General features: G+C 40.3%; 11 protein-coding genes and 1 pseudogene. 7 read left to right on the top strand and 5 right to left on the bottom strand.

Annotated elements, in window-relative coordinates:
- Positions 1–198 precede the first annotated feature (198 nt).
- Positions 199–1245 (top strand): mannose-1-phosphate guanylyltransferase, encoded by a 1047-nt coding sequence (locus tag KSX81_RS21480; protein WP_217725804.1) that lies wholly within the window; start codon positions 199–201, stop codon positions 1243–1245.
- Positions 1246–1248: 3 nt separating this feature from the next.
- On the opposite strand, the gene KSX81_RS21485 is transcribed toward KSX81_RS21480, so the two are convergent.
- Positions 1249–2145, bottom strand: coding sequence for an AraC family transcriptional regulator (locus KSX81_RS21485; RefSeq protein WP_217725803.1), 897 nt, complete (start codon positions 2143–2145; stop codon positions 1249–1251).
- Between the two features lie 159 nt (positions 2146–2304).
- Between KSX81_RS21485 and KSX81_RS21490 the strand changes: the two genes are divergently transcribed.
- The 5 genes from KSX81_RS21490 to KSX81_RS21510 all read left to right on the top strand — a co-directional run bounded on the left by KSX81_RS21490 (position 2305) and on the right by KSX81_RS21510 (position 8279).
- Entirely contained in the window at positions 2305–3564 is a 1260-nt protein-coding gene (locus KSX81_RS21490; protein ID WP_217725802.1) for a TolC family protein, read from the top strand.
- A 16-nt stretch (positions 3565–3580) separates the two neighbouring features.
- Complete coding sequence (locus KSX81_RS21495) at positions 3581–4486, top strand: HlyD family secretion protein (protein WP_004325720.1); 906 nt, start codon at positions 3581–3583, stop codon at positions 4484–4486.
- Positions 4487–4510: 24 nt separating this feature from the next.
- Complete coding sequence (locus tag KSX81_RS21500; RefSeq protein WP_186968161.1) at positions 4511–5980, top strand: ATP-binding cassette domain-containing protein; 1470 nt, start codon at positions 4511–4513, stop codon at positions 5978–5980.
- A gap of 2 nt (positions 5981–5982) precedes the next feature.
- On the top strand, positions 5983–7086 hold the full coding sequence (locus KSX81_RS21505) for an ABC transporter permease (protein ID WP_004300010.1): 1104 nt from the start codon (positions 5983–5985) through the stop codon (positions 7084–7086).
- 77 nt (positions 7087–7163) lie between these two features.
- Positions 7164–8279, top strand: a complete 1116-nt coding sequence (locus tag KSX81_RS21510) for an ABC transporter permease (RefSeq protein ID WP_004303641.1) — start codon at positions 7164–7166, stop codon at positions 8277–8279.
- Positions 8280–8376: 97 nt separating this feature from the next.
- Here the strand turns inward: KSX81_RS21510 and KSX81_RS21515 are convergent, their stop codons facing one another.
- From KSX81_RS21515 to KSX81_RS21530, 4 genes and pseudogenes are all read right to left on the bottom strand, one after another.
- Positions 8377–8805 carry an Hsp20/alpha crystallin family protein gene (locus KSX81_RS21515; RefSeq protein WP_004300008.1) on the bottom strand — a complete coding sequence of 143 codons (429 nt, stop codon included), beginning with the start codon at positions 8803–8805 and terminating at the stop codon, positions 8377–8379.
- A 271-nt stretch (positions 8806–9076) separates the two neighbouring features.
- On the bottom strand, positions 9077–9553 hold the full coding sequence (locus tag KSX81_RS21520; protein ID WP_004303639.1) for a hypothetical protein: 477 nt from the start codon (positions 9551–9553) through the stop codon (positions 9077–9079).
- Positions 9554–9556: 3 nt separating this feature from the next.
- Positions 9557–10363 (bottom strand): annotated as a pseudogene (locus KSX81_RS21525) (KilA-N domain-containing protein).
- A gap of 108 nt (positions 10364–10471) precedes the next feature.
- A complete protein-coding gene (locus tag KSX81_RS21530) occupies positions 10472–11107 on the bottom strand; it encodes a vancomycin high temperature exclusion protein (protein ID WP_004300005.1) in 636 nt (211 codons plus the stop codon).
- A 943-nt stretch (positions 11108–12050) separates the two neighbouring features.
- On the opposite strand from KSX81_RS21530, the gene KSX81_RS21535 reads away from it, so the two are divergent.
- Positions 12051–12755 carry an SGNH/GDSL hydrolase family protein gene (locus KSX81_RS21535; RefSeq protein ID WP_004299998.1) on the top strand — a complete coding sequence of 235 codons (705 nt, stop codon included), beginning with the start codon at positions 12051–12053 and terminating at the stop codon, positions 12753–12755.
- The last annotated feature ends 102 nt before the right edge of the window (positions 12756–12857 follow it).

Here is a 12857-nt window from a genome sequence, read left to right on the forward strand (position 1 = left end):
TATCTTATTGAGATGAAAAGACAAAGGTCGTTCCTATTATTCGGGAGCGGCCTTTGTCTTTTATTGTAGAAATATATTTTTTCGATTATTCAGTTGGAAAATTAAATACTCTTGGTCTTTATTTGCTGTTTTGGACATTTTAGCGTAACTTGCACACCTATTTTAAAAGAATATTTTTTTAACAGGAGAATAACAGGTATGGATAATCATGTTGTAATAATGGCTGGTGGCATAGGGAGCCGTTTCTGGCCGATGAGCACTCCGGAATGTCCTAAACAATTTATTGATGTAATGGGATGTGGCCGGTCGCTGATTCAGTTGACGGCAGATCGTTTCGACGGTGTTTGCCCCAGGGAAAATATGTGGGTCGTAACTTCTGAAAAATACATTGATATTGTTCGGGATCAGTTGCCGGAAATTCCGGAAAGTAATATTTTGGCGGAGCCTTGTGCGCGCAATACTGCACCCTGCATTGCTTTTGCTTGCTGGAAGATCAAGAAAAAACATCCGAATGCTAACATTGTAGTAACTCCTTCGGATGCATTAGTCATTGATACGGGAGAATTCCGTAGAGTGATGGAGAAAGCCCTTTGTTTCACAGATGATGGCAGCGCTATTGTAACGATAGGTATCCGGCCAACTCGTCCGGAAACCGGATACGGATATATTGCTGCCGCTAACCAACTTTTGACTGATAAAGAAATTTATACAGTAGACGCATTCAAGGAAAAACCCGATAAAGAGACAGCAGAAAAGTATTTGGCGGAAGGTAATTTCTTCTGGAATGCGGGAATCTTTGTGTGGAACGTGCGTACTATCACTTCCGTGATGCGTGTATATGCTCCGGGTATCGCGCAGATTTTTGACCGTATTTTCCCGGATTTCTATACGGAGAAAGAGAATGAAACAATCAAAAAGCTGTTCCCGACTTGCGAAAGTATTTCTATCGACTATGCAGTGATGGAAAAAGCGGAGGCAATTTACGTCTTGCCGGCTTCTTTCGGCTGGTCGGACTTAGGCACATGGGGAGCACTTCGCGGTCTTTTGCCACAGGATAAATCGGGAAATGCTACGGTAGGAACCGATATACGTTTGTATGACAGTAAGAATTGTATTGTGCATGCCAGCGAAGAAAAACGAGTTGTTGTTCAAGGATTAGATGGATATATCATCGCGGAGAAAGATAATACATTACTGATTTGTAAACTGGAAGAGGAACAACGGATTAAAGAGTTCTCGAAATAAAGATTATTTCGTTTGCTGATATTCGTGTGGTGTCATTCCTGTCATTCGTTTGAAGAACTTCGAGAAAAAAGAAGGATTAGGGAAATTTAATTCATCAGAAACTTGATAAACGAGCAGATTGCTATGTTTTAGCAACACTTTTGCTTCTAGTATAATGGACTGGTTTATCCAGTCCATTACTGTTTGTTGACTGGCCTGCCGGATAACTGTATTCAGATAACGCGGAGTAAGACATAGCTTATCCGCATAAAAAATCACGTTACGCTCTTTCTTGCTGTATGTATTGACGAGAGCGATGAAACGTTGGAAAATCTCTTCCTGTCTCGTCAGTTGGGCTGGATTCAGTTCAATGCTGTTTTGAACGATATATCTTAAATAATAGATGAGACTGGCTAAAAGATGTTGTATAGCTTCCTTATGGAATGTCGGTTCCTGCAATACTCCCCAAATAAAAGTGAAATAGTTTTTCACTTGTTGCTGTTCTCGTGGAAGTAGTGGCAATAAAATGTTTTTCTGATGATGGAGAAGGTAAGAGAAGAAATCGTCTTTTCCGGATATGGGGAGGAAATCATGATCGGTTGCTATCATTTGCATATCAAGATCAGGAGATACTTCTATGATTTGGATGATGGAATTGGGGGTGACTACTGCGATGTGTCCCGGTTGGATGGTATGTTCGATCAGATTAATGAGAACCCGGGCAGAACCTTGTTTGACGAATGCAATACGCCCTTCTTTAATACGATACGGTTGATCGAGTGAAAAAGGCGTTGCTTCCATTCCCGTAAAGCTATTGATAAATGCGAAATTAGAAGATATATAATGATATTCGTTATGACGGGCAATGGTAAAATTGTCTAATGATTTGAGTGCAAATTCTATCGGTTCTTTTTTCTCCATATCTCTTCTTTTTCCGGCAAAGGTAATAAAATACAGTATATTTAATCTCTTTTTTCTATTTTATCGGACTAACGGAACATATTTGCCAACCCCTGGAAACGACTGGTGTCTTTGAAATACCTATCTTTGTCCTTCGAAGAAAACAAAGAAATAATAGACATGAAAAGAATGATTTTCAGTTTCTCCTTTTTACTGTATATAGCGGGAGCGTATGCGCAGATTACCTTGGAAGAATGTCAACGGAAGACGCAGGAAAATTATCCGTTGGTATATCAGTATGGTCTGGTGGAGAAAACAAAGGAATATAATCTTGAGAATGCGGCAAAAGGATATTTGCCACAGTTTGCCCTTTCGGCTAAAGCTTCTTATCAGAGTGAGGTAACGGAAATTCCGGTGAAGCTTCCCGGAGTGGATTTGAAAGGACTGCCGAAAGATCAGTATCAGGTGATGTTGGAGTTACAACAGAAAATCTGGGATGGTGGAGGAATCCGGATGCAGAAGAAACAAACGACTGCGGAAGCGGAGATAGAGAAAGAAAAACTGAATGTGGATATGTATGCGCTAAATAGTCGTGTAAATGACCTTTATTTTGGGATTCTTTTGTTGGACGAGCAGCTGAAACAGAATGCATTGTTGCAAGATGAACTGGAGAGAAATTATCGCCAGATTACTGCCTACGTAGAAAATGGCATTGCCAATCAGGCCGATTTGGATGCTGTGAAAGTGGAGCAGTTGAACACAAAGCAGAGAAGAGTTGAACTGGTTTCATCGCGTATGGCATATTTGAAGATGCTTTCACTTCTGGTAGGAGAGAAATTGTCGCAGGAAACGGTTTTGGAGAAACCTGTTCCTCAAGATGACATTTCGGCTGTCAGTGAGATTCGTCGTCCGGAATTATCTTTGTTCAATGCGCAAGGAGTAGGATTGCAAGTACAGGAGAAAGCTTTGAATGTGCGTCATCTTCCACAGTTCGGATTATTTGTGCAGGGAGCTTATGGAAACCCCGGGTTGAATATGCTGAAAAATGAATTTTCTCCCTACTATATTGCGGGTGTTCGCCTTTCATGGAATTTCGGTAGTTTGTACACCTTAAAGAATGACCGGAAGGTAATTGAAAATAAACGCCGGCAATTGGATAATAACCGGGATGTATTTCTTTTTAATACAAGATTGGAGATGACACAACAGGATCAGGCCATCCAATCATTGGAAAAGCAAATGCAGGATGATGATGAGATTATCCGTTTGCGTACCAATATTCGCAAATCGGCAGAGGCCAAAGTGGCGAATGGAACATTGACGGTGACCGAGATGCTTCGGGAATTGACCAATGAGAGTTTGGCACGTCAGTCGAAAGCGCTGCATGAAATTCAACGGTTAATGGGAATTTATCAATTGAAATATACTACGAATGATTAATATAACTTCTTTAGATATGGAACGAATGACAAAGATAGGAATGTATGGAGTGGCATTGATTATGTTGGCTGCTTGTGGTAAGGGAATACCCGGCTATGATGCAACCGGCACGTTTGAAGCCACGGAAGTGATAGTCTCTGCCGAAGCTGCCGGAAAGCTGTTGCGACTGGAGGTAGAAGAGGGAACAAGACTGAAAGCAGGTGAGGAGATTGGATTGGTGGATACGGTGCAATTGTATTTGAAGAAATTACAACTGGAGGCCAGTATGAAATCAGTGGAAAGCCAACGTCCGGATCTTGCTAAACAGATAGCTGCTACCAAACAGCAAATAGCAACAGCAGAACGTGAAAAGAAACGCGTGGAAAACCTGCTTGCCGCTGGAGCGGCGAATCAGAAACAGTTGGACGACTGGGACGCACAAGTCAAATTGCTTGAAAGGCAGCTTGTCGCACAGGAATCGTCATTGCAGAATAGTACGAACAGCCTGATAGAACAAGGAAATTCGGTTGCCATACAAGTTGCACAGATGGAGGATCAATTAGCTAAATGTCATGTCCAGTCGCCTATTGAAGGTACCGTATTGGCAAAATATGCAGAAGCCGGTGAATTGGCGGCGATAGGTAAACCGCTGTTTAAAGTGGCTGAAGTGGATCGCATGTATTTGAGGGCTTACATTACCTCCGAACAGTTGTCGCAAGTGAAACTGGGAGATGAGGTAACTGTGTATGCTGATTATGGAAACTCGGAGCAGAAAGCTTATCCGGGGGTAGTGACCTGGATTTCCGACCGTTCGGAGTTCACTCCCAAAACGATTTTGACGAAAAACGAACGTGCTAATCTGGTATATGCAGTGAAAATTGCCGTGAAGAATGACGGAGCATTGAAGATTGGTATGTACGGAGGAGTGACATTGAAAAATTAATGATTAAAAATTAAAGGAGAGGAGATGGAAAAGGGAGAACCCATAGTGGTTGTGAAAGAAGTCGGCAAGAACTATGGAACAGTGGAGGCGCTGAAAGAAGTTTCTTTCGTTGTGGAACGGGGAGAAATCTTTGGTCTGATAGGGCCTGATGGTGCCGGTAAGAGTTCCTTATTCCGTATTCTGACTACTTTGTTGCTGGCGGATAAAGGAACGGCCATGGTTGCCGGGCTGGATGTGGTAACGGATTATAAACAGATTCGTACGAAAGTGGGATATATGCCCGGTCGTTTTTCACTTTATCAGGATCTTTCCGTAGAAGAGAATCTGGAGTTTTTTGCTACCGTGTTCCATACGACAGTTCAGGAGAATTATGATTTAATTAAAGATATCTACCAACAGATAGAACCGTTCAGGAAAAGAAGGGCAGGGGCTTTGTCAGGTGGTATGAAGCAGAAACTGGCATTGAGTTGTGCATTGATCCATAAACCGGATATTTTATTTCTGGATGAACCCACTACCGGAGTAGATCCCGTGTCGCGTAAGGAATTCTGGCAAATGCTCCGAAACTTACGGGAACAGGGTATTACCATTGTTGTTTCTACTCCCATCATGGATGAGGCCCGGCAATGTGACCGGATTGCTTTCATCAATCATGGACAGATTCATGGCATTGATACCCCCGAACGTATTCTTCATCAATTTGCGTCTATCCTTTGCCCTCCTTCCTTGGAGCGGGAGGAAGTGAAGCATGAAGTAGCTCCGGTCATTGAGGTGGAACAGTTGACAAAGTGTTTTGGAGATTTTACTGCAGTAGATCATATCTCCTTTCAGGTGAACCGGGGCGAGATATTTGGCTTTCTGGGTGCTAATGGAGCAGGAAAGACGACAGCTATGCGTATGCTTTGCGGATTAAGTAAACCGACATCAGGCATCGGAAAGGTGGCAGGATATGATATTTACCGGGAGGCCGAACAAGTTAAGAAACATATCGGATATATGAGCCAAAAGTTTTCGCTATATGAAGATCTGAAAGTGTGGGAGAATATCCGTCTGTTTGCCGGAATTTATGGCATGAAGGAACAAGACATAGAACGGAAGACGGAAGAATTGTTGGATCGTTTGGAGCTTACTGCCGAACGGGATACTCTGGTGAAGAGCCTTCCGGTGGGATGGAAACAGAAATTGGCTTTTTCAGTATCAATATTCCATGAACCGAGAATCGTTTTTCTGGATGAGCCGACAGGCGGAGTAGATCCTGCTACGAGAAGACAGTTCTGGGAATTGATCTATCAGGCAGCCGATCAGGGTATTACCGTGTTTGTCACTACCCATTATATGGATGAAGCGGAATATTGCAACCGGATATCTATCATGGTGGACGGTCAGATAAAAGCACTTGATACACCTGCCCGTCTGAAACAACAATTCGGTGCGGAAACGATGGATGACGTTTTTCAGAAATTAGCCCGCGGTGCGGTGCGCAAAGCAGATTGATTATGAGACAGTTTATAGCTTTTATAAAGAAAGAGTTTTATCATATTTTCCGTGACCGGCGAACCATGCTGATTTTGTTGGGGATGCCTGTCGTGCAAATTATTCTATTCGGTTTTGCTATCAGCACGGAAGTGAAGAATGTTCGGTTGGCGGTGCTCGATCCTTCTAATGATGTGGTAACGCGAAAAATAATTGATCGTTTGGATGCCAGTGAGTATTTCACCGTTACTGCACGTTTTCATTCGCCCCAGGAAATGGAAGCTGCTTTCCTAAAGAATGAAGTTGATATGGCGATTGTCTTTAGCGAACGGTTTGCGGATGATCTCTATACGGGTGATGCTCGTGTACAGCTGATAGTAGATGCAACAGATCCCAATATGTCGACTTCGCAAGTTAATTATGCGACAGGAATCGTTTCTATGGTAGGCCAGGAGATGATTCCCCCGAATATGTCGGCTGCCCGCCTGACTCCTGATATCAAATTGCTCTACAACCCGCAGATGAAGAGTGCTTATAACTTTGTTCCGGGAGTGATGGGCCTGATCCTGATGCTGATTTGCGCCATGATGACCTCGATTTCCATTGTTCGTGAGAAAGAAACAGGTACGATGGAAGTATTATTGGTTTCACCTGTGAAGCCGCTATTTATTATTTTGGCAAAGGCTGTACCTTATTTTGTGCTGTCGTTTGTCAATCTGATAACGATCCTTTTGCTTTCGGTCTTTGTGTTGGATGTTCCGGTGGTAGGAAGTTTGTTCTGGTTAATCACCGTATCTTTGCTGTTTATCTTCGTATCCTTGGCATTGGGCTTATTGATTTCATCGGTCACACGTACACAGGTTGCGGCCATGCTGGTTTCCGGATTGATGCTGATGATGCCCACAATGCTTTTATCGGGCATGATTTTCCCTATAGAGAGTATGCCGGTGATACTTCAATGGATCTCGGATATACTTCCGGCACGTTGGTATATACAGGCTGTGCGTAAACTGATGATTGAAGGAGTACCAGTTGCATTGGTGTATAAAGAGATTGGTATCTTGTTATTGATGGCGACGGTACTTATTACGATCAGTATCAAGAAATTTAAGTATAGATTGGAATAATATGTCGATATGCCAATTGGCTGCATGAATACTATACAGTGTGCTAATGGGCAGATTGATAAATGGAAGAATTATTTATGATAAAGTTCCTGATAGAAAAAGAGTTTAAACAATTGCTTCGCAATTCGTTTCTTCCGAAATTGATTCTTGTATTTCCATGCATGATTATGCTGCTGATGCCTTGGGCGGTAAATCTGGAAATCAAGAATATACAGCTGAATATTGTGGATAATGACCATTCGGCTATTTCACAACGTTTAGTCAATAAGATTGCCGCCTCTACCTATTTCCGTCTGGTGGAAGTGCCGGCTTCGTATGAAGAAGGCCTACGGAATATTGAAATTGGAACGGCGGATATTGTGATGGAAATTCCGCGGCATCTGGAACGGGATTGGATGAATGGAGAAGATACCCACATACTGATAGCAGCCAATGCTGTGAATGGGACAAAAGGAGGGCTGGGGAGTTCTTATCTATCTTCTATTATTAATGATTATGCAGCCGAGCTGCGTTCGGAATATCCTGCAACTGCTACAGTCTCCGGTGCTTTCCCTTCGATAGGCATTGATACACAGGGGTTGTTTAATCCGAATCTGAACTATAAACTCTATATGATTCCGGCATTGATGGTCATGTTATTAACTTTGATTTGTGGTTTCTTGCCTGCATTGAATATAGTTAGCGAGAAGGAAGTAGGAACGATTGAGCAAATCAATGTGACGCCGGTTCCGAAGTTTATCTTTATTTTGGCAAAGCTCCTGCCTTACTGGTTGATTGGTTTTGTGGTGCTGACTGTATGTTTCATATTAGCTTGGTTAATTTATGGCATAGTGCCGGTCGGTCATTTTCTATTGATTTACTTTTTCGCAGTTCTTTTCGTTCTGGTAATGTCCGGTTTCGGACTTGTTATTTCCAACTACTCGGCAACGATGCAACAGTCTATGTTTGTTATGTGGTTCTGTTTGTTGGTTGTAATTTTGATGAGTGGTTTGTTTACTCCCATTAGCAGTATGCCGGAATGGGCTCAACTAATTACTAGGCTCAATCCTTTGAGGTATTTTATGGAAGTGATGCGAATGGTGTATTTAAAGGGGAGTGGTTTCTTTGATTTACTGCCACAGTTTGGAGTATTGTTGTTTTTTGCAGTAGTGTTTAATAGTTGGGCAGTGATTAGTTATCGGAAGAATAACTAAGGATAATAATATAAAAACAGCTCGTTTCCTTTTCAGGGAAAGAGCTGTTTTATTACTTCTTATCACCGTTTCCGGTGAACAGCAAGTGGTTACCGTATTACTTTATTTCGATTTGCCGATTGGGCTTCTTCACTTCTTCTTCAGAGAGTTTCGGAAGTTCGATGTTTAAAACACCATGTTCTACGGATGCAGCAATTTTTTCTTTGTCCACATTGTCCGGTAGAATCATTGTTTGCTGGAACTTAGAGTATGAGAATTCGCGACGCAGATAGCGACCGTCTTTCTTTTCCTCCTTGTTTTCAGTCTTCTTCTCCATGCTGATAACGAGGTTGTTGTCTTCATCAATGCGAACATTGAAATCATCCTTCGTCATACCAGGAGCAGCCAATTCCACTTTGTACTCTTTTTCTGTTTCCAAAACATTAATTGCAGGTGCAGTAGCATTTGCTTTTACCATCCAATCGTTATCAAAGAAATCATTAAAGATACTTGGTAACCAACTTTGAGTTCTTCTAACAGGCATCATAATTTTAGTCTCCTATCTTTAAGTTAAACATTCAATTAATAAATTTAGAACTTCGGCATTTTCACTTCCGATGGTATCGGTTATCCCGCCTTCCATCGTCCGCTCTCGAACCGTTGTTCGCTTCTATAAATGCAAACCTTATGCCAAGAGATTTTAGAGACTAAAATTGTCTATTTGTCATTTTTATAATGTCATTTTTGCAATATAAATGACAAAATGTATCCTGTTTTTATTTATTTTATATAAGATAGATATTAATTTGATAACCTGTTTACTTCTTCTCGATCAGTTTGAACCTTATTCTTAGTGTTTGCCTTTCTTCGTCATAATCATAACTAATGATTTTGAAGGTACCCACTTCAGAAGTGTGGGATACATGCAATCCGATGCAGGCGCAGGCATCATAATCTCCAATGCGGACAATGCGAAGAGTTTCGCTTGCATCGGCAGGTAGCTTACTTAAATCTACAATATCTTTGGCCTGTTCATGAGTCATAAACTCAACAGTCACAGGTAGGTTCTGACTGATTACCTCGTTCACTCTATCTTCAATAGACTGGATTTGTTCCGCTGTCGGACATGACGAAAGTATATAGTCACATTTGCTTTTTTTTCTTTCGATGTGGGCATTGCGAGAACGTGGGCAGCCAAAGGTTTTCACCATGGTGGCATTGAGTAAATGCTCTGCTGTATGCATAGGAGGGTATTCCTGCTTGTTGTGATCGTTGAGTTGAATTTGTTGTTCCATAAATTATTTCAATAACTTTTTATTTTTAATATCTTCTAATATGTTCATTTGTTGAATTGCTATTTGATTTAATTTGATGAGTCTATCCTTTTGTGCCAAACCTTCGTTTATGAAAACTGCATTTTAGTTTTCCATATTTGATAAGCAGATAAGTTCGTTGATTGAGGCATAATCGCGGATATTTCCTTTTAAATCAGGGTGTGTATCCCGCCATTCTAAGGCTGTCATTCCAAACATGGCTACATTAAGGACATCAGCTTCGCTGGCATAAATCATAGATGTTTGCTGTGAAGTGATTTCTTGAGGGATAAGATGTTGTTTGATTGCATCAGTATGAATATGGTAATTAATTTTAGATAATTCTCGCTTTGCCGACCAACCAAGTTGAGCTTGCTCTTGCTCTTTGAGACGTTGGAATTCTTTTACTATGTATAATTCAAATTCAACGGAAATCCAACTTGCAAATTTGAATGCAATGTCTTTGTGAGCAAAAGTGCCCCCATATCGTCCTGATTTGGATATAATTCCAATAGCACAGGTGGTTTCTATCCATTTTTGAGGGGAAAGAGTAAACGCATTTAGTCCTGCTTCTTTTTTAAACCCCTCGAATTCGAGGGGTTTAAAATGGGGGTTGTACAATATCTCCCATAATCCTAAATATTCAATGGTCATTCTATTACGTAGCCAGTTGGCAATAACAGCATTGGCATCTGTCGTCTTGTATTTAGCTATGTCGGTTAAGGAAATGTAATCTGTATCGTTGATTTTTAGGATAGTAACATCTGTTTTCTGAACTGTAATCTTTGCCATATTCTGATTTTTCAGTAAAGGTAGAGCTATATTTGGGAATAAAGAAACGTATATCACTTTTTATTCAGAATATGTTAAACTCACTTCCATGCATCGGAGGTATCTCGCTTATTCAATTATTATTTTCTCTCCCAAGAAATGAGGTTGTTTATCTATACCTAAATCTATAAACATTTTGACTCTTGCAAGTAATTCCCGGATGTTAGTTTTCAGTCCGGCATAAGCATTTACATTTGGGGCGTTGTACCCGATGGCGTCTATTCCATTTTTCTCTGCAAGATAGATCGCTCGTTCGTTATGGAAACGTTGGGAGATGATGGTCAGACGATTTTGTCCAAACACTTCTTTGGCACGTACAACAGAGTCGAGAGTCCGGAATCCGGCATAATCTAAATAAATGGATTTTTCAGGAATACCTTTTTGCATGAGTGCTTTCTTCATTTCTTCCGGTTCATTGTAATCCTCTTTACGGTTATCGCCGCTGATGAGGATATATTTAATTTTTCCGGCTTTATATAACTCCACTGTTGCAAGAATCCGATAATCGAAGTATAAATTGTTATTTCCACTTTTCAACTTGGGAGAAGTTCCGAGAAGTAATCCTACATTGTTGGAAGGGATGGTATTTACTTCCGTATATAGTTTGGAGACTGTGTGTTTCTTGATCGTCCTGTTACATACAACTATGCTGATTACACACAGGATAGCAATTATTAGAGTGGTATAAAGCAGTTTGCGTTTCATGTTTCGGATAATAATTGTGACTTCACAAAAATACCATTCTTTTTTAGGAAATCAAGCATATAGACATAAAAAAAGGAGCAACGCCTTGCTCCAACCTTTGTTAACCTTAAATCTAATACTATGAAAAACACAGTGCAAAGATACGGACTATCGTGAAATTAGCAAATAATCCAAGAAAAAACGTATGTTATATAACATTGATTAAGAAAAAGTACCTTCGCCTTAACGGTTATTCGATGTTTTGGGCGATAGACAAATGTGGATGCTCCATTCTTCTTTCTTCATCAACTTTTTTAATAATTACTATGAACTGATTTAACAGCTGAATTTATTCGAAAAAAGCAAAGCTACAAATAAATTTTAGCACATGCGATTTGCGTTATAAAGATTCAAAAAATAGAAAAATCGAACTATATATTTTAATATATAGTTTATTATTTATATATTTATAATAATACCGGTAAGTGTTCAAGGGGGACTTTTTTAGGTAGGTGTAACCGGCTGCCATATAGCGAGTTATCTGCCTTTGGAGAGCGTTCCACTATGCGTTCGGCAAAAAGGCGCTTTTTTATCCCCCAAATGGAGGCTCTAAACTCATGCGGCAGAGCCTCCGTTTGATACATTCAGAGGCTTTGTTTCAAGTAAATGGAGCCTCTAACTTTTGCTTCCCCAAAGAAAGGTTATTAATATGCGAACGTATATGACTATTTAGAACCGAAACCAACTGAAAAGAACCGATGAGTTTAGAAGCTCCCCGCGTATGGCGTATTTTTGCAGGAAAACTGAAAACAATAACAAATATGCAGAAAAAATCTCTCCCGTCTGACATTTATCAGCACATTATGGCATGGAAATGCACAAAAAATGGCCATACAAAGTATAGTGCATCGCTTTTCTTTTTATCTTTGCATGAAATATAATATTACTAATACTTAATATAAACATGAATAAAAGAAGATGGGGCCAATGGATATTATTGGCTGTTGTTTGCTTGAGTTTCTCGATAGGAGAAAGCTATGCACAGAAAAATGATTTTGCTAATCTACGTCGTTATTCAAAAGAAAATGCTGCACTTCCACAAGCGACAAAGAAAGACAAACGGGTTATTTTTATGGGAAATTCCATTACGGAAGGATGGGTAAGGACTCATCCGGATTTTTTCAAATCAAATGGTTACATTGGCCGTGGAATCAGTGGGCAGACTTCCTATCAATTCTTGTTACGGTTCCGGGAAGATGTGATTAATCTTTCTCCTGCTTTAGTGGTGATTAATGCTGGAACAAATGATGTCGCTGAAAATACACAAGCGTATAATGAAGATTATACATTCGGAAACATTGTTTCTATGGCGGAACTGGCAAAAGCAAATAAAATAAAAGTAATTTTGACTTCCGTATTGCCTGCTGCTGCATTTAAGTGGAGAATGGAAATAAAAGATGTTCCGCAGAAAATTAAATCTTTAAATGACCGGATAGAGGCTTATGCAAGAGCAAATAAAATTCCGTTTGTTAATTATTACAAGGCAATGGTGGTTGACGAAAATCAGGCCTTGAATCCTCAATATACTAAAGATGGAGTTCACCCAACGAGCGAAGGGTATGATATTATGGAACCGTTGATTAAAAATGCCATAGAGAAGGCTCTTTGATTTATCATCGCTTGAAGTAGGAATAATCCAACTATAAGAAATGGGAGGATTGCATGAATAGATTCAGTCGTAATGAACGATCAGTCTATATCTGCAATCCTC

This window comes from Bacteroides sp. MSK.18.37 (assembly GCF_019129155.2).
GTDB lineage: Bacteria > Bacteroidota > Bacteroidia > Bacteroidales > Bacteroidaceae > Bacteroides > Bacteroides ovatus.

Excerpts from the sequence above, each read along its gene's own strand:
- KSX81_RS21480 (WP_217725804.1), top strand. The coding sequence starts at position 199 with ATGGATAATCATGTTGTAATAATGGCTGGTGGCATAGGGAGCCGTTTC.
- KSX81_RS21485 (WP_217725803.1), bottom strand. The coding sequence starts at position 2,145 with ATGGAGAAAAAAGAACCGATAGAATTTGCACTCAAATCATTAGACAAT.
- KSX81_RS21490 (WP_217725802.1), top strand. The coding sequence starts at position 2,305 with ATGAAAAGAATGATTTTCAGTTTCTCCTTTTTACTGTATATAGCGGGA.
- KSX81_RS21495 (WP_004325720.1), top strand. The coding sequence starts at position 3,581 with ATGGAACGAATGACAAAGATAGGAATGTATGGAGTGGCATTGATTATG.
- KSX81_RS21500 (WP_186968161.1), top strand. The coding sequence starts at position 4,511 with ATGGAAAAGGGAGAACCCATAGTGGTTGTGAAAGAAGTCGGCAAGAAC.
- KSX81_RS21505 (WP_004300010.1), top strand. The coding sequence starts at position 5,983 with ATGAGACAGTTTATAGCTTTTATAAAGAAAGAGTTTTATCATATTTTC.
- KSX81_RS21510 (WP_004303641.1), top strand. The coding sequence starts at position 7,164 with ATGATAAAGTTCCTGATAGAAAAAGAGTTTAAACAATTGCTTCGCAAT.
- KSX81_RS21515 (WP_004300008.1), bottom strand. The coding sequence starts at position 8,805 with ATGATGCCTGTTAGAAGAACTCAAAGTTGGTTACCAAGTATCTTTAAT.
- KSX81_RS21520 (WP_004303639.1), bottom strand. The coding sequence starts at position 9,553 with ATGGAACAACAAATTCAACTCAACGATCACAACAAGCAGGAATACCCT.
- KSX81_RS21530 (WP_004300005.1), bottom strand. The coding sequence starts at position 11,107 with ATGAAACGCAAACTGCTTTATACCACTCTAATAATTGCTATCCTGTGT.
- KSX81_RS21535 (WP_004299998.1), top strand. The coding sequence starts at position 12,051 with ATGAATAAAAGAAGATGGGGCCAATGGATATTATTGGCTGTTGTTTGC.